At 42.4% G+C, this 23259-nt stretch carries 18 protein-coding genes, 2 pseudogenes and 1 riboswitch; of the genes and pseudogenes, 8 read left to right on the top strand and 12 right to left on the bottom strand.

The genetic code is table 11. From position 1 onward, the window contains the following. Positions 1–370: 370 nt before the first annotated feature. From ACIQXV_RS01905 to ACIQXV_RS01890, 4 genes are all read right to left on the bottom strand, one after another. Entirely contained in the window at positions 371–1630 is a 1260-nt protein-coding gene (locus tag ACIQXV_RS01905) for an exo-beta-N-acetylmuramidase NamZ family protein (RefSeq protein ID WP_402955180.1), read from the bottom strand. A 25-nt stretch (positions 1631–1655) separates the two neighbouring features. Continuing rightward, positions 1656–3719, bottom strand: a complete 2064-nt coding sequence (gene nagZ / locus ACIQXV_RS01900; protein ID WP_402955177.1) for a beta-N-acetylhexosaminidase — start codon at positions 3717–3719, stop codon at positions 1656–1658. 18 nt (positions 3720–3737) lie between these two features. Further along, complete coding sequence (locus ACIQXV_RS01895) at positions 3738–5423, bottom strand: serine hydrolase domain-containing protein (RefSeq protein WP_402955174.1); 1686 nt, start codon at positions 5421–5423, stop codon at positions 3738–3740. Positions 5424–5963: 540 nt separating this feature from the next. Further along, positions 5964–6107, bottom strand: coding sequence for a hypothetical protein (locus ACIQXV_RS01890; RefSeq protein ID WP_402955171.1), 144 nt, complete (start codon positions 6105–6107; stop codon positions 5964–5966). Positions 6108–6319: 212 nt separating this feature from the next. On the opposite strand from ACIQXV_RS01890, the pseudogene ACIQXV_RS01885 reads away from it, so the two are divergent. Next, positions 6320–7373 (top strand): annotated as a pseudogene (locus ACIQXV_RS01885) (multicopper oxidase domain-containing protein). Positions 7374–7535: 162 nt separating this feature from the next. Here the strand turns inward: ACIQXV_RS01885 and ACIQXV_RS01880 are convergent. Then, entirely contained in the window at positions 7536–7700 is a 165-nt protein-coding gene (locus tag ACIQXV_RS01880) for a hypothetical protein (protein WP_402955168.1), read from the bottom strand. A gap of 50 nt (positions 7701–7750) precedes the next feature. After that, positions 7751–7835: riboswitch (cyclic di-GMP riboswitch) on the bottom strand. Positions 7836–8047: 212 nt separating this feature from the next. Between ACIQXV_RS01880 and ACIQXV_RS01875 the strand changes: the two genes are divergently transcribed. Continuing rightward, positions 8048–8827 carry a M15 family metallopeptidase gene (locus ACIQXV_RS01875; protein WP_402955165.1) on the top strand — a complete coding sequence of 260 codons (780 nt, stop codon included), beginning with the start codon at positions 8048–8050 and terminating at the stop codon, positions 8825–8827. Between the two features lie 218 nt (positions 8828–9045). Here ACIQXV_RS01875 and ACIQXV_RS01870 read toward each other — a convergent pair whose 3' ends face one another. Beyond that, positions 9046–10230: a toxic anion resistance protein gene (locus ACIQXV_RS01870; RefSeq protein WP_402955162.1), complete on the bottom strand. Its 1185-nt coding sequence runs from the start codon at positions 10228–10230 to the stop codon at positions 9046–9048. Continuing rightward, a complete protein-coding gene (locus ACIQXV_RS01865) occupies positions 10227–10883 on the bottom strand; it encodes a 5-bromo-4-chloroindolyl phosphate hydrolysis family protein (RefSeq protein ID WP_402955159.1) in 657 nt (218 codons plus the stop codon). The genes ACIQXV_RS01870 and ACIQXV_RS01865 overlap by 4 nt, the downstream gene beginning before the upstream one ends. Positions 10884–11248: 365 nt before the next feature. Between ACIQXV_RS01865 and ACIQXV_RS01860 the strand changes: the two genes are divergently transcribed. Then, positions 11249–11389, top strand: a complete 141-nt coding sequence (locus ACIQXV_RS01860) for a hypothetical protein (RefSeq protein WP_402955156.1) — start codon at positions 11249–11251, stop codon at positions 11387–11389. A 145-nt stretch (positions 11390–11534) separates the two neighbouring features. On the opposite strand, the gene gloA2 is transcribed toward ACIQXV_RS01860, so the two are convergent. Together gloA2 and wecB are read right to left on the bottom strand one after the other, a co-directional pair. After that, positions 11535–11921: an SMU1112c/YaeR family gloxylase I-like metalloprotein gene (gloA2, locus tag ACIQXV_RS01855; protein ID WP_402955154.1), complete on the bottom strand. Its 387-nt coding sequence runs from the start codon at positions 11919–11921 to the stop codon at positions 11535–11537. Positions 11922–12083: 162 nt separating this feature from the next. After that, positions 12084–13232 (bottom strand): non-hydrolyzing UDP-N-acetylglucosamine 2-epimerase, encoded by a 1149-nt coding sequence (gene wecB, locus ACIQXV_RS01850; protein WP_402955152.1) that lies wholly within the window; start codon positions 13230–13232, stop codon positions 12084–12086. A gap of 341 nt (positions 13233–13573) precedes the next feature. Here wecB and ACIQXV_RS01845 point away from each other — a divergent pair, with 341 nt between their 5' ends. Next, positions 13574–14992, top strand: a complete 1419-nt coding sequence (locus ACIQXV_RS01845; RefSeq protein ID WP_402955150.1) for an N-acetylmuramoyl-L-alanine amidase — start codon at positions 13574–13576, stop codon at positions 14990–14992. Positions 14993–15092: 100 nt separating this feature from the next. On the opposite strand, the gene ACIQXV_RS01840 is transcribed toward ACIQXV_RS01845, so the two are convergent. Beyond that, positions 15093–16238 carry a hypothetical protein gene (locus ACIQXV_RS01840; protein ID WP_402955148.1) on the bottom strand — a complete coding sequence of 382 codons (1146 nt, stop codon included), beginning with the start codon at positions 16236–16238 and terminating at the stop codon, positions 15093–15095. 254 nt (positions 16239–16492) lie between these two features. Here ACIQXV_RS01840 and ACIQXV_RS01835 point away from each other — a divergent pair, with 254 nt between their 5' ends. The 4 genes and pseudogenes from ACIQXV_RS01835 (at position 16493) to ACIQXV_RS01820 (ending at position 20973) form a co-directional block, all read left to right on the top strand. After that, positions 16493–17881, top strand: coding sequence for a S1C family serine protease (locus ACIQXV_RS01835; protein WP_402955146.1), 1389 nt, complete (start codon positions 16493–16495; stop codon positions 17879–17881). 326 nt (positions 17882–18207) lie between these two features. Next, positions 18208–19149: pseudogene (gene tagU / locus ACIQXV_RS01830) on the top strand (polyisoprenyl-teichoic acid--peptidoglycan teichoic acid transferase TagU). 248 nt (positions 19150–19397) lie between these two features. After that, positions 19398–20213 carry a zinc transporter ZupT gene (zupT, locus tag ACIQXV_RS01825; protein ID WP_402955144.1) on the top strand — a complete coding sequence of 272 codons (816 nt, stop codon included), beginning with the start codon at positions 19398–19400 and terminating at the stop codon, positions 20211–20213. Between the two features lie 202 nt (positions 20214–20415). Continuing rightward, complete coding sequence (locus ACIQXV_RS01820) at positions 20416–20973, top strand: glycerol-3-phosphate acyltransferase (RefSeq protein WP_402955261.1); 558 nt, start codon at positions 20416–20418, stop codon at positions 20971–20973. Between the two features lie 56 nt (positions 20974–21029). Here ACIQXV_RS01820 and ACIQXV_RS01815 read toward each other — a convergent pair whose 3' ends face one another. Continuing rightward, complete coding sequence (locus ACIQXV_RS01815; protein WP_402955142.1) at positions 21030–22526, bottom strand: YifB family Mg chelatase-like AAA ATPase; 1497 nt, start codon at positions 22524–22526, stop codon at positions 21030–21032. Between the two features lie 158 nt (positions 22527–22684). Then, complete coding sequence (locus ACIQXV_RS01810) at positions 22685–23131, bottom strand: transposase (protein WP_402955139.1); 447 nt, start codon at positions 23129–23131, stop codon at positions 22685–22687. Between the last annotated feature and the right edge of the window lie 128 nt (positions 23132–23259).

Below are 23259 nucleotides of genomic sequence, written 5' to 3'. Positions count from 1 at the left end.
TTGATTTCATTGTATGATTTCGAGGATGGGAATTTTAGTAAGTAATGTCACCAAAATTAGATGACAATTGTCATCTTATATTTTACAAGTGTGCCATTGGTGGATGTATAGAGGAAAAATGCGGTTGGATGAAGAGGCGAGCATTAATTCCAGGGGTTTTAGATGGATTTCCGCGGAATTTACCATTTATTCCGCGGGTTTTCGTGTTTATTCCGCCAACTTTCTAATTTATTCCGCCAAACTAGGACGGAATTCCGCCAACTTTACCATTTATTCCGCGAAGTACTTATTTCGGACGGAATTCTGAGGATATTTTTAAACGTAAAGAGACCTCCTAAATAGAAGGCCTCTCAGGTTTTAAATGCCGGGATTAATATAATAGGTACTTTTCGCGGACGTCCATAAATTTGTCTAGTTCTGGCTGCCAGGCTGCTTTCATTTCTTCGATGGATTTGCCTGCTTCGATTCCAGCGCGGATGGTGCCGTTGCCGACTAGGTTGTCGAAGAAAGAAATACCGTTAGTGCCCGGTGCCCGGAATTGAAAATCATTCGGATACATGTCATGGATGGTTTTGACAATGGTAAGTCCTGTTTCAAATGGCTTGTAGGCATTCCGGTTTGTAACATGGATTTGCACACCATGGCTTAACTTGTTCACAAATTTTGATGTTGACGGGATGAACGACGCAGCTCGGAATGTCACACCCGGTAAATTAAACGAATTCAACTTTGCAGCCAAATCATCACTATTAATAAATGGTGCACCGATTAATTCAAACGGTCTTGTTGTCCCACGTCCTTCGGAAACATTCGTTCCTTCAATTAGGCAGGCACCCGGATAAACTAATGCTGTATCTAGAGTCGGCATGTTCGGTGACGGCATGACGAATGGTAAATCAGCGTCATCATAATACATGCTGCGGTTCCAGCCTTCCATCTTTACAACCGTTAAATTGGCGCCGATGTTGAACTCCTTGTTAAATAGCTTAGCCAATTCGCCAACTGTCATCCCATGGCGGACAGGGATCGGAAATTCACCAACAAAGGAAGAGTACTTATCCTCGAGGACTGGTCCCTCTACCTTCGCGCCGCTAATAGGGTTCGGACGGTCGAGCACGACGAAAGGAATATTGTTTTCTTTTGCCGCTTCCATCGCTAACGCCATTGTGTAAATATACGTGTAGAAACGCGCCCCGACGTCTTGAATATCAAATAACAGTACATCGACATTGCTTAACATTTCAGGTGTCGGCTTTTTTGTTGCTCCATATAAACTGTATACCGGCACCCCTGTTTTTTCATCGATATAGGACTCCACATATGAACCAGCTGGAGCGCTGCCGCGGACACCATGTTCCGGCCCGTATAAGGCAGTCAGCTGTACATCCTTACTTTTATACAGCAAATCTACGACACTCGTAAGCTCTTGATCAACCCCAGTCGGATTGGTAATCAAGCCAACCCGCTTCCCTTTAATTAAATCGAGGCGGTCCTTTAATAGCACCTCAACACCTAAACGGAGTTTCCCATTGTTCTTTCCTTTATCTTTATCGTTTTTAGCAAGTGCCGCCGATACGGTCGAAAGAACTAGCAGCAGCGCCAAAATACTCGTAAGCCATTTCTTTTTCATCGAACTCCCCCCTATTTTTGAAAAATTAAAACCCTAAACCATGGTCAAACCCGTATAATTCGCTGCCATCCTGGTTGAAAATCGTAACCGGAAGTTTGGCAGTCGGCTTATTTACGCCAAATATGGTGTTAACTGCAGCCTCAAAGCTTACATCCTTCGTACCATACTGTGTCAGATAGGCATCTACATTTGGATAGGCCATAATATCATATGGATTGCGAATCCCAACACCAATCACCGCTGCATTCGTTTGCTCAATCAATTGATTGGCTAGCTTCATTAAATTGGCAGAAGGCAATCTTCCGCTCACTGTAGAAGTATTCGTTCCAACAATGATGTATTTGGCTGTTTTCGCGATAGCCAAATTGGCAGCTGAAAGTGGTGCTGCCGTATCGATCACGGTTACGTTAGGATGGTGCTTTTTGACCTCAGCCGTAATAACCGAAGCGCTTGAACCCACGACAACGATTTTTTCGTCCGCTCCAGTTTTTAGTGGCAGAACACCGCTATTTTTTACAAGCGTAATCGACTTAGCCGCTGCTTCTTTTTCTACTTGTAAATGTTCAGCTGATCTTGCAACCTTTTCGGCATTGGCGATTTTTTCATCAAGGCTCTTTTCGACTTCCGCCTTCACGATCCCGCGATTTAATTTCAGCGTTAAAATCCGCTCAACGGACTGATCGATTCTCTCCATTGAAATATCCCCGGAATTCACGGCATCATAAAGCCCATTTGCTACGGGTTCAAGCCCTACTGGCATTAAGACAATATCCGTTCCCGCTTTTACAGCTCGAACGGCTGCATCAACCGGGCCAAAATGGTCGGCGATCGCCTGCATGTTCATGGCATCCGTCACAATCACACCCTTAAAGCCCATCTCTTCACGCATAAGACCCGTTAGCACTTTGTGAGATAGGGTGCCTGGAATAGCAATTTCCGTGCCATCTTTTTTCGAAATGGCTTTTGTGCTATCGATTTTTGGAAAAGTAACGTGTGCCGACATTACCGCATCAATACCGGCATCCATCGCCTGCTGGAATGGGTATAATTCCACCTTTTTCAGACGGTCGATATCATGTGGCACCTCAGGCAGTCCTAGATGCGAATCGGTTGCGGTATCACCATGCCCAGGAAAATGCTTTGCCGTTGCAGCCGTTCCTGTTTCATGAAGGCCTTTAATATAGGCATTACCCATTTTGGCAACAAGCTCAGGATCCTCGCCAAACGATCGAACCCCAATAACCGGATTATCCGGATTATTATTAACATCAAGAACAGGTCCAAAGTTCATATTTATACCAACAGCGTTAAGCTCTTCGCCAATCGCCTTGCCCACCTTTTCGGCCAATTCTTCAGACCTTGAGGCTCCAAGCGCCATGTTTCCAGGAAAATCGGTTCCGAACTGTAGACGTGTAACAATTCCGCCTTCTTGGTCAACGGAAATCAAGAGCCCATACTTTTCCGCAGCCTCTTGATAAGCAGATACGAGCTTCGTTGTTTGCGCAGCTGTTACCGTGTTTTCACGGAACAGGATGACACCGCCAAGATGATATTTTTTGACAAGCTCAGCAATTTCATCGTTCATTTCCGTGACATTTTTCCCCTTCCAGTTTCGGAAGTCCGGCATCAGCATTTGCCCGACTTTTTCTTCCATGCTCATCTTATCGATTGCCTGGCCGATTAGGTCATAGCGTGATCCCTTTTCTTTTTCCACAAGGATTTCACCTTGATTTCCTTTAAATTGAATTGCAATTCGATCGGTGAAGCTGCCATCACTGACAGAGATAAACGTTTTTCCATTGTGTCCTGATAGGGTTACCTCACCATCTTTGACAGCGGCAACATTTTTATTCGAAGATTTCCAGGTTAGATTCTCCGAAGCCAGCTTAAAGTGGCCGTCTTCATACACACTTAGTGCATTCAACTGAATCGTGTTGTCTTTCACTTCTCTCGTCACTTGCGGAACGTTAACATCAATTACTAGATCCTTAATCCCTGAAGCTGCAGTTGCCCCTGCAAGTGGAATCCCCGTTAACAAAAGGGCAAATCCCAGAAATGAGGTGATAAACAGCTTGAAAAATTTTCGCATGGTTTCTCCTCCTCTATTTTAATAGTCTCTTAACTGCCAGTCGTTCTGTGTAAAGGTTAGCGGCATTAAATCAAGTTTCGGATTCAAGATATACCAGCCGCGACCGTTATTCGCTGTGTCTGTTTTATAAATAAACCGAAGCTTTTCCGCCTCTTTTGGAATCGTTACTTCTTTTTGCTCCCAGCCATTGCTTGTACCGGTGAATTCAACAGTTTTTTGCCACACACCATCTTTTAAAATTTCAACGGTGCCGAAGTCCCATTGGTACTCGGTCATATGCCAAGTACTAAACGTCAATTTTGCATCTTTCTGCAAATGAAGATTAGCCTCCATGACGCGGTTCAGCTTATCGCCATAACCGGCAAACCAAGCTGGTCCTTTGCCAGGTATCGAAACAGGAATGGCGTCCGCAACCTGCCTTGCAAACAATCTTCTAGTTTGATTCGTCGACACGGTTGTTCTGCTTGGATGGACACGGTTTGTCAGTAGAATCGCCACGGTTTTATTGTTCGGACTGACGACAATCGACGTTCCCGTATAACCGGTATGACCAAAGGAATAAGTTCCTTCGGAGAGGGCATCCATATACCAGCCTTGCCCAAGCTCCCAGCCAAGTCCGTGGTCATTACCTGGGTAAGCTGCATTTTGATTCTCTAGTAATAGTTTGACCGTTTCCGGCTTCAGGATACTTTTTCCAGCATACTTGCCTTCATTGATGAAAATATGCGCAAGCTTAGCAAGATCTTCGGCTGTTGAAAAGACACCGGCATGACCTGCCACCCCATCAAGTGACCAGGCATTCTCATCGTGAACCTCACCCCAGACAAGGCCGCGGTTTGGCGTGGATTGATATTCCGTCGCAGCAATCCGGTTTTTCAAGGAGGCCGGCGGATTATACATCGTGTCCTTCATCCCTAAAGGCCCCGTAATATGTTCTTTCACAAATTCATCCTGGCGCTGGCCGGATAACCGCTCAACCAATCCACCTAAGGTAATCATGTTTAAATCGCTATATTCATAGGTAGTGCCAGGTGGATTTTTTAATGGTTGTTGAAAAACCAACTGCAATCTCTCGTCACGTGAATTTCCTTTCGTATAGAGTGGAATCCAGGAGACGAATCCGGAGGTGTGTGTTAATAGCTGACGAATGGTGACGTTCTGTTTGCCGTTTGCAGCAAATTCAGGAATATATTTGGCAACCGGATCATCTAGTTCAAATAATCCTTTTTCAAAAAGAATCATCACCGCCGTACTTGTGAAAATTTTACTAATTGATGCAAGGTCAAAAATGGTATCCTCTTGCATCGGGATTGGATTTTCCATCTCGGTAAACTTGCCATCGGTGTACTGTGCAGAATTCCCGTATGCCGTGTGTTTAACGATTTTTCCACCCCTGGCCACAAAGGCAACTGCACCGGGCATAACTTTTTCTGAAATAGCTTGGTTTAGGATCTGGTCGATTTGCTGAAGCGGTGCTGTTACCATGCCGGCACCTTTTGCAGAACTAGGATGAAGAACGCTTGAAACTGGGATCACGGTTGAATTCCACGTGAAAACTGGGTGAGGTTTCTCTGATGTGAAAGGACTGCTTTTTTCTTGTTTTTCAATCGTTGGAACAATCGTTGTGTCATTGTTGGCAAAAACAGTGCTGGTTCCCAAAAAAACAGTGCAAATGGAAGAAATGAGTAACGTTTTTTTTTTCATAAGTCCCCCTTAAATTATGATTGATTCCATTGTAAACGCCTGTTATGTAAGGATAAATGGCAGCGTTTGCAACTACTTTAATCATATATGGGGTATGTATGGTCGTCTATACCACTTATGTCCTATACAGTCCTATTTTCCTTGATTAATTGGGTATAAAGGAGTATTTCATTAGATGCATTTTTTAAAATTTCTTACGATTTTCTGAAATTTTATTTCAAAAACCTCAAAAACCCATGTAAAAAGACTGGAAGGTGGCATTCCTTCTATAAAAGGGGATATTCACAGATTCCAAGAAGATATCCACATAATGGTTGCGGTTATCAACAATAATTTAATGTTATTCACAAGTTTATCAACATTCTTTTATCGTTTATCCACATTTAGTACTTACAGAACTTTCTATCCACATTCCGTACGCTTTTATCCACATTATTATAATAGATATCCACAATATAGGCTATTTTATCCCCAAATATTTCCCTACCCTGAGGATAACTCCTAAATAAGGACCTAGAAGTGAATTCTAAGTCCATTTTTTTACTCCTTATCTCGCCCCTTTGTATCTGGGGTGGTCCTTCCTTTTTCGACAATCTCCTTAAGTTCACCTTCATCACCTTTTGCGTTAATAATCTCCATGATTTGATTCAAGCCTTCACTTGTTTCATCCCGTTTATCATTCAAAAAAACACCCTCCTTTACCATATAGATTGACCATTTTTGGGAGCTATTATTTAGTATTAACAAGGTGTTAATATGACTTTGCTCACTAATTCACAAATTGTTCACCATTCCGCTAATGCTTAGTGACATAAATCACTAGGGAGTTTTTTACAGGAGTTACAATGAAAGCGTAATCATTAAACGAATATTAGGGGTAATGGGTGAGATTTTAAATGGGTAAGATAGTGAAGTTTGCAGCTGTTATTGTTTCATCTGTCATTGTGTTTAGTGCTTGTGGTAAAGCGGATCTTTCAAATGAAAAGGCTGTTAAGGCCGAAGCCAGCAAGAACGCAGGTTCAACTGTTTTCGGACCCCATGAGCATGTTAATCAAAAACCAACTCCAGTAAAAATCAATCGAATCGGCGAGCATGAAGTAAACATCGAAATGACCTCACAAATCACCGATATTGAAATTTCTAAAGGTGATATGTATAAAGCTTGGACCTTCAATGGTGAAGCCCCAGGGCCTGTCATTGTGGTGAACCAAGGCGATAAAATCAATTTTACATTGAAAAATATCGATCCGGCTATCCCGCACAGCATGGACTTCCAGTGCCGTACATGCCGCGCCGTCTGAGGATTTTGCAAATGTTATGCCAGACCACACCGGTACATTCAGCTATCCGGCTGACAACCCAGGGGTGTTCATGTACCATTGCGGTACAAAACCGGTGCTGTCACACATTGCCAACGGGATGCACGGCACGATTATCGTCAAACCAACGAGTGGCTATCCAACAGATTCTGAAGTGGACCGTGAATATGTCATCGTTCAAAATGAGTGGTACAAATACAACGATTTAGAAGATTTTACAAATGGAACACCCAAATATGTTGTTTTCTCAGCCAAGGCTTTAAAAGATGGTGATATCAATACGAACGGTACAGTAGGTGCGCTTGTAGACAAACCGCTGCTTGCAAAAGTCGGCGACAAAGTGAGATTCTACGTGATGAACGTCGGTCCAAATGAAGTTTCAAGCTTCCATGTTGTTGGCACCATGTTTGATGATGTCTATCTTGACGGCAATCCGTTTAACCATATGAAAGGAATGCAAACAATCATGCTTCCAGCGAGCGGCGGAGCTGTCGGTGAATTTACCGTCACGAAGGAAGGCAGCTACCCGTTTGTTACCCACCAATTCAATCACGTGACGAAAGGTGCTGTCGGTGCTTTGAAAGTTACTAAAGATGGGCACGATGATGGCAGCGAAGTCATGTCACATTAACACTAAAATCTTTAACGGAAGTGTCGGGTCAAGCACCCGGCACTTTTTTTGTAAGTGCGACGGCGGGTCATAGATTATGTCGAAAACACCCTTTTGCACAAGAAGAAGCCTAGGTCAGATAGACGACCCTAGGCTTCTTCTTGTGTAAATTGGTTGAGGCGTTTAGATTCTCATACCCATTTCAACCGCTTTGCTATTATGATACGTCGCTTTAACCTTTAACTTCATTCTTAGCCCTTCATCAAGACAATCTTGCTGCAGCAATTCATTGTGACGGTGCTGGAATAAATGATAATAATATTTACCCCTAATAAACATTTTCAACACATGAAAACCTCCTCAATTGTTGGTTTACATAAATCGCAGGAGTAGTCGTGTTCGGTAACTGGCAAGCATCGTCGTTAAACATTAGCCCCTCTAGTTTTGCGTCACCATTTTTCAATGGTTTTGCCGTTTCGTACGATTTATGTGTTTATACAAATTATAAGCAATCTACATACAAATTTAAAGTGCCTTTAGGCCCAAAATGTTTGAATATTTTGTCACCTTTCAAAAATTCGAGGTCACTTTACTACATATTTAGGGGCGGGCTTTCTTTTCCTGGGACGTTTTAAAGTCTTTGATAGTGTCCATGATGTTTAGGGAAGTGAATTTTTGAAAAAAGGACGTTTAGTATGACAAAATTACGTTTACTTATTGTTTGTTTTCTTGTGATTGCACTTTTTATAACGGGCTGTTCGTGGAAAAATCATTTGGCACAAAAAGATGGAAAAACGGCAAATTTTCCGCCTGTCCCTGCCAATAATCAGTCTCCTGATCCAGCCAATAATGGGAGCGGTGTTCAGAACGGAACAGACATGCAGGTTGTTTCCAATCCTGACGTAATTCCTGTACTTGTCAATAAGCACAATATGCTGCCTGATAATTACAATCCAAGTGATTTGGTTGATCCCGACATCCCTTTCATCTTTGAAAAGAAATTAGAAAAACGAAAAATGCGGGTGGCAGCTGCTGCCGCGATCGAAAAATTATTTGCTGGTGCCAAACGAGATGGTGTTAGTCTTCTAGGTGTTTCGGCATACCGCTCCCGTGATACCCAAACCAGTTTGTTCAATCACTACGTTAATGTTGACGGGTACGAAGCAGCACGAACATATAGCGCCGTTCCTGGCACAAGCGAGCATGAAACAGGACTTGCGATTGATGTAACGGGCGGGAATGGAAAATGTGCCGCCGAGGATTGCTTCGAAGGAACGCTGGAGGCGGACTGGCTCCAGGAACATGCTTCTGAATACGGCTTTATCATCCGCTATCCAAAAGGCAAAGACACCATAACCGGCTACCAATACGAACCCTGGCACCTCCGCTATGTCGGAAAAGCCATCGCCAAAGAAATCATGAGCCGCGGCATCACCCTCGAAGAATACCTAGAAACCGCACAAGTTAATAACTAATAGACAGATAGGAGAAATGGTGCCTGACACCCTTTGTGGACACTGTCCACGCTGGATGGACACAACTTATAGGAGCATTTGCGCTTGTAGACTGAAAAACTGGGGCCCACCTGCTGCTAGTAATTTGCAGCGTGTGGGCAGCCCCGTTTTTGTTAAAAGATAAGAAATTAAAGATTCGACTTTGAGAATTGTCCAGCTCCAGGGCGCTTGCGCTTTTCTTATTTCCCTTTTATTTCTAGCAGTTTTAATCGCAGGTCGTTTTCCATGTTGGCAAGTTCTTGTTCGGCGAGGCGCCGCTTGTGCCGACCTTCTTCTTGAATACGCATCGTTTCTTCGAGTGTGGTGATAAGGCTTTCCTGGGTTTTCTTTAATGTTTCAATATCGACGAGGCCTCGCTCATTTTCTTTCGCCGTTTCAATCGTATTGGTTTTCAGCATTTCGGCATTTTTCAATAACAGCTCATTGGTTGTCTTCGATACCTGCTTTTGTGCCTCAACCGCATGACGCTGGCGAATAAGCGTCAGTGCGATCGCCACTTGATTTTTCCATAATGGAATCGCCGTCATAATGGATGATTGGATTTTTTCCACCAATGCCTGGTTCGTGTTTTGAATTAACCGGATTTGCGGTGCACTTTGAATCGTAATTTCACGGCTTAATTTTAAATCATGCACACGCTTGTCTAAACGGTCAGCAAACTGAAGCATGTCGTTGACCTCTTGAAACTTCATTTGGTCATTTGCGGCTTCAGCCGCTTTTTTCAACTGAGGAATCGTTTTGGTTTGCATTTCTTCAAGCTTGATTTCACCTGCAGCAATATAAATATTAAGTGCATGAAAATATTCTTTATTCGTTTCATAAAGCTGTTCAAGCAATTTAATATCGGATAATAGAACATTTTTGCTGCGGTCGAGCTTCACACTGATCCGGTCAATTTGCGCCCCTGTTTTTTGATATTTGGAAAGCACCTCTTGGAGCGATCCGGAAATTTTTCCAAACATACGTGCAAACAAGGATGGCTTCCCATCCTTTAGTTCATCCGGATTAACCTCATCAAGCCTTTTCATTAAATCACTGATGATATCCCCGATTTCGCCGACGTCCTTTTTCTGTACATGCTCGAGCATCGCATGCGAGAAGGATAACAACTTTCCTTGGGCCTGGGTTCCGTATAAAATCATCGCTTGATGGTTGGTCGGATCAATTTGTTCGGCAAGCTGGTACGCCTTTGCCCTGTTTTCTTCGGGAATGACATCAATTAATTTGACCGGCTTGGCTTCACCAGTTTGCGTTTGCGGGGCCTGACTTTGGGTCAACTCCTTCTTATTGCCAAACGGATCGGCCAGAATATCATCTAATAAATTTCCAGTTTTATTAAGTTCGATTGGGTTGTTTTCACTCATTTTAGCCACCTATTTTCTTCAGGAAATTTGGAATCTTTTTTCTTTTTGATAGAATGCTTAGCGACATCAATTTCAAAGTTTAATGTATCGATGTCATTCGAAATGACATGATATAAATCCTCTTCCAACACCTTGGAGAGTTCATTTAATGTTCTTCGTGTTTCAATCAGGGATTGCCCTATCTCAATGTTTTGTTTCGGTTGAGAGGACAGAAAGCTATATTTTTCTGTCAACTCAACAACTGAATCTAGATGGGAAAAGTAAAATTCCTCGGCCTTGTAAAAACGTTTCGGTTCTTTCATTGTCATCTTGTGTATTTTTTTCGTAATTCTATGGATATCAATTCTTTGTTTGACAGATGAAATATCCCGGATCTTGAAAATACTTTTATTTAAGCGCCTGATTTTCTGTTTTGCTTCGGCTAAATTTTTCTTAATATAGCGGTATTCTTTCCGTGATAGCTGATGTTTTTTTAAATAGCTGGTGTTCATAAACAGCGAGAGGATCAGGTGGGTAAGAACCCCTCCAATAATCGCAAAAGCAGTTGATGACCAGAAGGTGAGTCCAATAGGAAAATAGCAAATCAGCCATGTACTCACGGTTATAGGGACAGCCACGAATGAGCGAAGCAGTAATGACAAAATCGGGTTCATAATAAATCGACTCCTGACTTAATAATCCTTTATATTCATACGAATGAAAGTAAATGAATGTTTCACATTCTTCAAAAGAACTTCTACAAAAGAAAGTTATTTCCATTTACTACTTCCACAATACACGAAAAAACTCCTGCCTGCCATAGACCGCAAACCGAAAGAAATCTAAGACCTAAGACGTATTTTTAGTGTTTTGGTGTTATTTGGTGTTTGGTGTTGTTTATGGTGTCAGGCACCATTCGTGGACAGTGTCCACCACATATGGACACCGTTTACGCCTAACTTCCTTAGGAAGGCTTATTGTGGGCTTCTACCCAAGAATTATATGAAGTATTTCATAGGCTACTGAGGAGATAGAAATAATGAGGAGAGAGGAGAGCTTTATGTATTATCCTATTAGAATGCCTGTTGAGCACCATCACCATGGAGTAAACCAGCAGCATGGAAACCAGGAGGCGCCTTTGGGTACCCTGGTGCCGTCCCCGCAGGTTACCCTGGAATGAGTCCGAATATTTCCGGATCACATCCAAATACTGGATATGGCACATGGTCTCCGACTGAATACGGCATCCCTAGATATTAGTAATAGTCTGGAAAAAGCAGGAAATCGAATTAATCACCTGCTTTTTGGTTTTTCTTCATATTTTTTTATCGTTCGTACAGTTCGATTGGTAGTCCGTCCGGATCGGTAAAAAAAGTGAATTTCTTGTTTGTTAAGGGGTTTTCACGGATGGCTTCAACAGCTACATTATGTCCTGCTAATTCAAGAACTGCTTCTTCAACATCATCCACCTCGAAGGCAATATGTCTTAATCCGGTAGCTTCCGGATAGCTTGGGCGTGCTGGCGGATTTGGAAAGGAAAATAACTCAATTTGGTATTGCCCATTCACTTCCAAATCAAGCTTATGGGAGTCCCTCTCCTCCCTGTAAACTTCGCGGACTGGTTTCAGCCCGAGAATCCGTACATAAAAATCCTTTGATTTTTGATAATCCGAACAAATAACAGCAATATGATGAATCCTTTTTAATCTCATCAAAACACTCCCCAAAACATGAGTCAAACCAATGCCCCCTTGTCTGCTAAAAGGCAAGGGGGCACTATAAAATGTGAAAAGAAACCAATTCCAAGCAAAAATTGTCCGCCTAAAATGGACAGTGTCCACGGATGGTGCCTGACATTTTACGTAGACACCATTTTAGTTTTCGCCGAAGTCTGTTGGTCGGTCGTTACGGCTTTGGAAGTGGTAGAGGATGGCTTCGACGATTCGTTTGGAGGCCAGACCGTCTCCGTAAGGGTTTGAGGCCTTGGCCATTTGATCATGTGCGGACTTATCCGACAACAGTTCATCAGCAAGACCAAAGATCGTTTCTTCATCTGTTCCGGCCAATTTTAATGTGCCCGCTTCAATTCCTTCCGGACGTTCGGTTGTGTCCCTTAGGACAAGCACAGGAACCCCTAAGGATGGCGCCTCTTCCTGAACGCCGCCTGAATCAGTTAAAATCAAATATGCTTTTGAAGCAAAGTTGTGGAAATCTATCACATCTAATGGCTCAATAAGATGAATTCTGTCATTTTCCCCAAGCACCCGGTTGGCTATTTCACGGACTACAGGGTTCATGTGGACAGGGTAGACCACCTGGACATCATCATGCTTTTCCACCACCCGGCGGATTGCCCGGAACATGTTTTCCATCGGCTTCCCCGTATTTTCACGACGGTGTGCAGTCATTAAAATTAAGCGGTCATCTCCGAGCTTTTCTAATACAGGATGCGAATAATTATCTTTCACAGTTGTTTTTAATGCGTCGATTGCGGTATTTCCAGTGATAAATATAGCGGCTTCTTTTTTATTTTCCACCAAAAGGTTCTGCTTTGATTGGACTGTTGGCGAAAAGTGAAGATCAGCCAAGACACCTGTCAACTGGCGGTTCATTTCCTCAGGGTATGGCGAATATTTATTATGTGTCCGAAGACCCGCCTCCACATGTCCAATCGGAATCGAATGATAAAAAGCAGCCAGGCTTGCCACGAAGGTTGTCGAGGTATCGCCATGAACCAACACAATATCCGGCTTAACATCGGCAAGGACTTGATTAAGTCCTTCTAAGCTGCGGGTCGTGACATCAATTAATGATTGTCTTGCTTTCATGATATTTAAGTCATAATCAGGCGTAATGTCAAAAATGTGCAAGACCTGATCGAGCATTTCGCGGTGTTGTGCTGTTACCGTGACAATTGATTTAATTTGATCTGGATATTTTTCTAATTCTTTTACCAGTGGAGCCATTTTAATCGCTTCCGGTCTAGTTCCAAAAACTGTCATTACCTTTATTTGATTCTCCATAAGGACCTCCAAGTTCTAGTCATTATACTATTCCGTTGAATAATGAAAAAATTATTACCCGTATTACCTCACTATTTCCATCCACGAGCAACTTATGTAATTTTTAGCAATGTAAACCCACTAACATGATACCAAATTTCAGATGAAGGGAAAAGCAATACAGGGTTCGCCACTTCTATATATAAAAAGAACACCTTTAATGGCAGTAAGGAAACAGGTAGTGGCATTCAGCATCATGGAACCAATTTTAAAGAATGTGTGTAAAAAGTTCTAAAACAAGCCTACGCCCTGACCATTTGCCTCTTTTTTGCATAAATAATAAATAAAGGAGAGGAAAAGCCATGAATATTATTCAAAGACTCATTCCTGCTTCAAACACTAGCACCCGTCCCGGACTAACATTGGTGCCCAAATACATTACCATCCATGAAACCGATAATACAAGCAGGGGGGCGAACGCAGAGGCACATGCACGATTACAGGAACGCGGGAATGACCGCACTGCATCCTGGCACGTAACGGTCGATGACCACGCAATTATTCAATCGATCCCGTTTGATGAAGTGGCATGGGCTGCAGGAGATGGGCGAAATGGTCCAGGCAATCGAACATCGATTCATATCGAAATGTGTGTGAATGCAGACGGCAATTATGACCAGACCGTTTCCAATACAGTCGAAGTCGTCCAATATTTAATGAGCCGATTTACCATATCGAGTGAACATATTGTTCCTCATAAACATTGGACGGGTAAGAACTGCCCCAAAAATTTATTACCTAAATGGGAAAATTTTATTAAACGTTGCCAAGGTAACAATATAGGCTGGGTAAAAAAGAGCAGTCAATGGACTTTTTATAAAAATACCAGCAAACAAACAGGCTGGATTCAGGATCAAGGCAAATGGTATTATCTTGATGCCGATGGTGTCATAAAGACCGGTTGGGTGAAGGTTGATAGCAAATGGTACTATTTAGATGCTTCTGGAGCCATGCAGATTGGCTGGGTGAAAATTGCTGGAGAATGGTATAACCTCAATGGCGATGGTGTTATGCAAATCGGATGGATAAAGGTTAATAATAAGTGGTATTACCTCAATGGCGATGGCGTTATGCAAACCGGTTGGGTAAAGGTTAATAATAAGTGGTATTACCTCAATAGCGATGGCGTTATGCAAACCGGTTGGGTAAAGGTTAATAATAAGTGGTATTACCTCAATGGTGATGGCGCTATGCTAACCGGATGGACAAAAGTTAATAATAAGTGGTATTACCTCAATGGCGATGGCGCTATGCTAACCGATTGGGTGGAAATTGACGCTAAACGGTACTTCTTAGCAAAAGATGGTGCGATGAAAACAGGCTGGCTAAAGGATGAAGACAAATGGTATTTCCTTAAGCCCAATGGTGAAATGGCAGTTGGCTGGATTCAAGAACAAGGGAGGTCTTACTACCTCGATACTGAAGGAACCATGGTTACAGGGAAACAGACGATAGATGGCAAAGAATATACCTTTGACACTAACGGTGCTCTACTTTTGGAAAAACCTAAACCTTCGGATGATGTAGACAAAGGCAATGACGATGTCGGGAAAACGCCAGTCGTAGAAGATCCTATACAGGAGCAATACGGAAAGATAACAACCGGTGAAGCTCCTGTGCAGGAACAAGACGGAAAGACTACAACCGGTGAAGCTCCTGTGCAGAAACAAGATGGAAAGACTGCAACCGTAGAAGAAACTGTGGCAGGCCAAGAACGATAAAAAGCTAATTATGATAGAAAATAGCCTACCCATTCAAATAGAAAACGAAGTGAAGTCGAGCCCGCTCCCTCGGAGATGGGCTTTTTATATTCTCCTATACTTATGATAAAACATATTGTTGATGTAAAGTGATATTGTATTTTTCCAGTGATTCTTTAAAAAAATTCAATATGTTCATCTCGGTAAAAATGATTTTTTCCTCATCAAATAATCCTCTTCCGAACCTGAATAGTCCCTCTTGTTCTTCATGGACAACTCTCTCCAAGCTTGTGGGGTCTGGGAACTTTTCTTTGCCAATAGGATATGGAGTATGGAAACTAAACTTAAATTCTCCACTGCAAATAGAAAGATAGAATAAAGAATAGTAATCATTTTTTGTACTAAAGGTGCAGCTTGGGCATTTTCTAATTTCCTTTTCATTCAAGCTAAAATACTCCCATTTGCTAATATAATCATATTTCCTAGCCAAAACCCACAAGTTATAATGATGTTCACAAAATTGAAGGTCAGAAATCTTGTCTGGACTTTCCGGACGATAAAACTGAAGCTTACTAAGAGGGGAGTTCATTAGGGCGTTGAGCGCTTCTTCCTTCAATTGATAAAAAAGTTCCTTCTTTTCCCGATATTCAACGGCCTTTTTAACAGCCCTTCTTTCCTTTAATTGCATTTCTTTGGCAAAGCGATTGACCCACATGGTCCAAAATGCCAGCTGAAGTGTGGCACCTGTGACCTGATCTTCCTTATACCATTGCTTTAGCAAGGTTTTCCATTCATCTTCATAAAATGATTTGACCAGCAATCGATTTTGTTTTCTCGTTTTGACAGCAATCCTTGCTGAAGCTTTTCGATTTTTGGCCACTTTTTCATTATGTGCTTTTCGCCATTTTTCAATTAAGCCCTTATGTACTATCTGGATTGCTTCATAGTAATTATACATAGGATACTCTAATGTTTGACCCCATTTTCTAAAAGATTCGTAGTGCTCGACAGGCAAGTTAGCCTCCTTTGTCCAGCGGATCCGTTCTGATTTTGTGATCCCTAATAATTCTTCTAAATCTGACGGATGCAACGCAAAAATGGCAGGATATTTCTTTATAATCCCCAGTTGCAAAAGGTCGTTCCCATCAATTTTTTCAAGAAATAAAGCAAACAATTCTGTTTTTTTCAGCTTCATGTTATGTGATGATATTTCTTCTATTAATATTGATTTATGAAGCCTATTTGCGCGTTCTTCATCGATTAACAATGTTAACACTCCTTAAATTTGAATGTTTTCCATATTGTCTTTCTTACGATGCGAACATTAGTTCTTATTTACTTTCATTATACAACTTCCGATTAAAAAAACAAGAACCTTCCTTGCCCGTCACAAAAAGTTCATATTTCTATATCCCACACTGATTTTATCTAAAAATTCACTATGTACAAATTGCCTTTCACCCACCACGGAATATATTGCAGAGTGAATTGTAAATATCAATCCGAGAGGTGAATTTGATTTTGAAGAAAAGGGCCCTGTTTACTATACCTTTCAGTTTGCTGCTTATTGCAGTGATTGTTGCCTCCTTCTTCCTCATTAATATCAAACCAGCAGAAGGGAAAATAGCCCAAGCACAGAAACTAGCAGAATATACAAAGCCGGCGGTCGTCCGGATCGTTGATTATGCGATTGTCCAATGGCAGTTTAACAACCCTGATGACCCCGAAGTTATGGCAGTATTAAATCAACTAAGCTATCAATCAGTTGTTGGAGGTTCTGGGTCCGGTGCGATTATTAGCTCTGATGGCTATATCGTTACAAATGCACATGTTGTTGAAGCAACCCAAATGAAAGATGAGGACATTGCCAATGCGGCTTTTGAACAACTTGTTGGCATTATGGCAGATTATTTTAAAGTAGACTATGAAACCGCGTACCAGTACATGCTTACGTACACCCAATACACTGGGATTCAAAAAGTATTGAAAGTTATTTTACCAGGAGGGGATGTTCTTGATGGCGAGGTTAAAAGCTACGGTGCCCCTATTAATGAAGGAAAAGATGTCTCCGTTCTAAAAATTGAAGGGAAGAACCTGCCTACCTTACCGCTTGGAAATTCGGATGACATCCAAAGTCAGGACAACATTTGGGTAAGCGGGTACCCGGCTGCAGCAGATTCTGATCTATTGTCACCTGATTCATCCCTGATTTCCTCGATGAATGCCGGTCAAATTTCGGCTACATCAAAAAAGACGGAACAAGGAAGTCCGGTCATTCAAATTAACGCAGCCGCTACGCACGGGAACAGCGGCGGACCTGTTATTAATGAAAAGGGCCAGATTATTGGATTACTGACCTTTAGAGGCGATACGGTGAATGGCCAAGAGGTTCAAGGCTTTAATTTTTCCGTGCCAGTGAATACAGTAAAAGAATTTGTGAATCAGGCTGGTGTCAGAAATACGAAAAGCGAGACAGATAAACTATACAAGGAAGGCCTGGAATTGTATTGGGGCGGTTACTATAAGCACGCTTTGGACAAATTTGAAGCGGTTCAGCGCATCTATCCAAATCATTCCGAGATCAAACAATATATCGCCAATTCCGAGAAGAAGATGAGCCGTAGTAAGACGCTTTGGTCCGATTATACGACCATCTTCTATATCGTCGATGGTGTATCAGGATTGCTCATCCTTGTGCTGCTCGTATTTACCTTTGCTTTTAGACCGAAAAGTCCGGCAGTAGCAGTGGCCGCTGGACCTGCTCCAGCACCAGTGCCGCCGCCAGCGCCAGAAAACACCCTGGCCGACCTAAACAAAGACGGCAAAATCGACGTCCAAGACATCCTCCTCGCCCTCCAAGAACACCAGAAAAAACAAAAAAAAGACGACGATAGTGGAAATGGTGCCTGACACCCTTACCACTATTGACACTAGGGATACAGTTTTACGCTGTATTCCTGTTATTTTTGTGCCTATTTTCTGTGCCCGCTACAAATCTTATAAAATATTATCCAAAGAAGATTGGGATTTTCTTACTTTGGGTGATAAAATGGATAGTACATTACATATATAAAACTATCATGAGTCTCACCTCCTCTTACACACCATCACAACTACCATCAAGAACCTTGCCAGCAATAGAAGCATACATACCTACCTAGAGCGTCCGCCCAAAGTGGACAAACACACAAAGTATCCACGAGCAGTGCCTGACAACTTGTCTTAATTTGATCATTATGGGGGTTTTGCCGATGAAGTCCGCCAATCGAAAAGGTAGAAAATGGTTAAAGGTTACTGGAATTATACTTTTGCTTATGGTTATTGGAATTGGAGTTTATAGCTATACTGTTTACAAATCCTTAAAAAATGCCGTTGTAACGATGCACCAGCCGCTTGAAAGAGAAATATCTGCCAAACGGTAGACACCTGTGGTTTTTAAAGAAAAAGATCCATTTTCTGTTTTAATGTTGGGTGTGGATGAGCGGGAGGGTGATAAGGGGCGCTCTGACACAATTATTGTTTTAACAGTCAATCCAAATAATAATTCCGTAAAAATGCTTAGCATCCCTCGTGATACCCGCACCGAAATTATTGGCAAGGGTAAAGAGGATAAAATCAATCATGCTTATGCTTTCGGCGGGATAGCAATGTCAATGGATACAGTTGAAAATTTTCTTGATATTCCAATCGACTATTATATGCAGATTAACATGGAAGGTTTTAGTGATATTGTTGATGCCGTAGGCGGGGTAACTGTCCAGAACGATTTGGATTTCACCGAAAATGATTATCATTTTGCAAAGGGTGAGATAACTTTAAATGGGGAGCAGGCGCTTAGTTTTTCAAGAATGCGCTATGAAGACCCTCGGGGCGATTTTGGCCGCCAATCAAGACAGCGTCAAGTCATTCAAGCGGTAATAAATGAGGGCGTGAGTTTATCAAGCCTAACAAATTTTTCCGATATTTTCACTGCCATTGGGAAAAATATCAAAACAAATCTGACCTTTGATCAGATGATGGATATCCAAAAAAATTACCGGGAGGCCGGAAAAAATATTCAGCAAATGGAAATAAATGAAACAGGCACCATGATTAATAAAGTTTACTATGGCCTTGTTTCACCAGAGGAAAAGCAGCGAATTCAAACCGAACTTAAGAAACAATTGGAAATCCAATAAATGGAAACGTCCATATCGGGGGTTTTCTCCATCCCCCCTCTGAATAAATAAGTACGGAATCAACTGACTGAACATTCGTCAAAAGGCGGCTTGTTCAGTCAGTTTTCTATTTGTCTTTTTATTGGTATGATGATTGATGGGCAAATTGTTTCTCATCGGAAACATTTCTGAGTTTGCGCATATAAAGATAACTAAACCTAAAAAGCCTATGAGATATAGTGAAACTTCCGTAAAGGAGTGAAACGAAGGTGACTGAAAATCTGTTATTAGCATTTGGATTAACATTATTCGCAGGCCTTGCTACTGGAATTGGCAGTGTTCTGGCGTTTTTCACCTCGCACACCAACACAAAATTTTTATCGGTAACCCTTGGGTTTTCCGCCGGGGTCATGATTTATGTATCCATGATTGAAATCTTTGTAAAAGCAAAAATAGCACTTGTGGACGCCTTGGGAATTGGCCCTGGAAACTGGTTAACCGTTGGCGGTTTTTTTGGCGGCATGCTTTTGATCGCCAGCATTGACAAATTTATTCCCAAACAAAGCAACCCCCACGAGCTGAAAACGGTGGAGGACATGAATGTTCCCGGCCCAGAAGGTAAGGGCAGTCAGCCGGATTTATTAAAAATGGGGACCTTTACGGCGCTTGCCATTGGCATTCATAACTTTCCAGAGGGGATTGCAACCTTCACCTCGGCACTTCAAGACCCGGCGCTTGGCATTGCCATTGCCGTAGCGATTGCCATCCACAATATTCCTGAAGGGATTGCCGTTTCCGTCCCTGTTTATTTTGCCACAGGTGATAAGAAGCGAGCCTTTAAGCTTTCTTTCTTGTCAGGTTTGTCAGAACCAATTGGCGCATTAGTCGCCTACCTTTTCTTAATGCCATTTCTGAATGACATCATGTTTGGCATCATATTTGCTGCCGTTGCGGGGATTATGGTGTTTATCTCACTTGATGAATTACTGCCAGCTGCCAAAAGATATGATGAGGCGCATTTATCGATTTATGGGCTGATTGGCGGCATGGCAGTCATGGCACTTAGCTTGTTATTGTTTATTTAAAAAGTCATCTACATCATGTTTTATCATTTTTAATTCGTTTCTCGACTTCCGGGAAAATACCCATTGAAATGATATTCATTTCACCTCAAAATGGAAGTAAGCATGAAAAGTAAATTTATGACTATGTTGGTAAAAATTTCGACAAACATTCTGAGAGGAACCAATAATAATTTCGACTTCTTCCTAGGCGGTGAATCAAGTGATGTGGTTGTATGTTGTTCTTTCCTATTTAATTGGCAATATCATGTTTGGGTATCTGGTTACAAAAGCCCTGTATCACAATGATATTCGCCTTCATGGAAGCGGGAATGTTGGGGCTCGCAATGCCGGTCGTCTTCATGGAAAGAAAGCGTTCGTTATCATCTTTCTTGGAGATGCATTAAAAGGTGTGAGCGTCATTCTCATCGCCCGCTATCTTCATTTTCCTGAGTATATGCAGCTGCTTGGACTAGGGATGGCGATTCTTGGCCATATTAAACCAGTTGCATTGAAGTTCAAGGGCGGGAAAGGGATTTCGACCTTTATTGGCGGGATGATTTGTTTTGAGCCGCTGCTTATCCCCGTAATTCTGGTGGGATTTTTCGCCCTCTATCCCTTTACCAAAAGCTTTACCTTCGCGGGGTTAGGAGCGTTCCTCGTCATTCCAATTTTTCTATTTTTCAAGACATATAATGGGGTAACCTGTGTAATTGCACTCGCCATAATCGCAGTTATTTTTCTAGCACATTCTGAAAATATCAAGGAAAGGCTGAAAACATGAAAGAACTGATTGTCCACCCCACGTGGACAGAGTCTACGAATGGTGCCTGACACCCTTTACACTGTATTCAACTTGATTGCCTCGCTTATGCTTTGGTCGGTGATGGCGGGGCTTGCTTGGAGGTCTGAGATGGTGCGGGCGAGGCGGATGATTTTGATTTGGGTGCGGTTGCTCCAATTTTTCTTAAACGCCAGCTGCTGTAAAGTGGATTGCTGTGAATCAGTTAATGGCCGATCCCTCAAAAGGACTTCATACGGGACGCGGTTATTACAAATCTCTTCTCCATAACGGTCGTATTGCCTTTCCCTTGCTTCCTTTACTCGCTCACGCACGAAGCTTGACTGCTCTCCCGCCTGCGTCATCGAGGCGGCATTAAAATCGACAGGTCTTAATGCGAGATTAATATCAAACCGATCTCTTAGCGGACCCGAGAGTCTATTTTGATAGGTGAGAATTTGCTTAGGTGAGCATGTACAATAATGAGCATTCGAGCCGGCATATCCACAAGGGCATGGGTTCATCACCGCAATTAATAGAAAAGAAGCAGGATAGGCAATGGTGGCGTGAGTGCGGCTAATCGTGATCAAACCATTCTCAAGCGGCTGCCGCAACATGTCTAATGTTTTCCTTGAAAATTCTCCGATTTCATCTAAAAATAAAACACCTCGATGGGCCAGCGATATTTCGCCTGGCTTAGGATATTGACCGCCGCCGATAATGGCAACCCCTGAGGCGGAATGATGCGGGCTACGGTAAGGAGGCAGCTGGCTCTGTGTATAAGAGTTCCGGCTTAATTGATACAAGCTGAGGACCTCAAGCTGCGCTTCTTTGGATAATGGCGGCAAGATGGACGGAAAGCTCTCAGCCAATAAGCTTTTTCCACAACCGGGAGGTCCCGTCATCAGGACATGATGTTCCCCGGCGGCCGCTACCTCAAGTGCATGTTTCTCACCGGCATGACCGATGATTTGCTGAAAATCTAGATATCTATTATTTTCACAGTCGCTCTCTTCTTCCACCTTTTTAAAAAATGGAGGAACCCATTGCCCCGCGAGATGACCGATAACATCTTTTAAGGAAGAAACATAGATGATTTCCAACCCCTCGATATCAAGAACCGGAAGATGATCATCTAAAGGGATGTAAAGTCGCTGAATTCCCAGACGTTTTGCCGCAAGCACGGCAGGCAGCAGTCCCTCAACTGGCTGGACTGAACCATCCAAGGATAGCGCACCTAGAAAACCGGTATCTTTAGGAATCATTTCCTCTAACTCATGCAAACTCAGCAGCAAGCCAATCGCCATCGGGAAATCAAACATTGGCCCGATTTTCTTTTGATCGGCCGGCGAAAGATTAATGATAATTTTGTTACCTGATAGGACGTAACCCAGCGAACTGAGTGCTGCAATAATCCTCTCCTTCGACTCCTTTACCGCAGCATCGGGCAGCCCGACAATTTTAAACGAATCATTCCCCACATATGTCGCTACTTCCACATTCACCCGGTAGCCTTCCATCCCCTTTAAACCGATACTCGTTACTCGTGCCCACATGGAAACCACTCCCCTTCACGTTTGATGATTTTTCCATCCTCCCAAAAGAACTTGTCCGTTACTAAGGAATGCATGTATTGCTGATAAAAATGGGGTTCCGGGTCTGGAAAATAAGAAAGGATTGGTTTGGGGTCAATATGAGGGTTTGCTTCACCATCTCATTCGCCGTAGAGATAGGCACGATAGCTGCTCCAAGGATATTCCTCGGGCGCCGTCACCATCCCGGCTTCCACCGGGTTTAGATGAATATATTTGCTGACATCAATCTCATATTCAACAGAGTTGATGAGCTCGGCACCATAGCGCTTGTCGAAAACATGGCCCGAAAAATCGTACTTTTGATTAAAATATTTAGCGTATTTTGTATTGAGGTGTTTCATGATGATACTGAGTGGGGTTTCGAGCGTTTTGAACTGGAGATGGGTATGATTGGACATTAAACAGTAAGAGTAGAGATTAAAGGGGTAACGTTCCCTTGTTTCTTCTATGTAAGCCAGATACTTCTTATAATCTTCATCCTCAAAAAACAGCAGACTCTTTCTAATTCCTCTGCTGGTCACATGATACTTCGCACCTTCAAACCATAAACGAGCCCTCCGAGCCAAATCAATCACTCCTATTAAAATATTATTACGATGGAAATGGTATTATTGGTGACAGGCACCATTCCCTTCATTTCTATTATACAAATATTTCCCACATGGGTAAGCGATTTTTGAATATGTAACAAAGT

This window comes from Neobacillus sp. NPDC097160, assembly GCF_044762155.1.
Lineage (GTDB): Bacteria > Bacillota > Bacilli > Bacillales > Cytobacillaceae > Neobacillus.
This window is presented reverse-complemented; position numbering and strand designations above follow the sequence as displayed.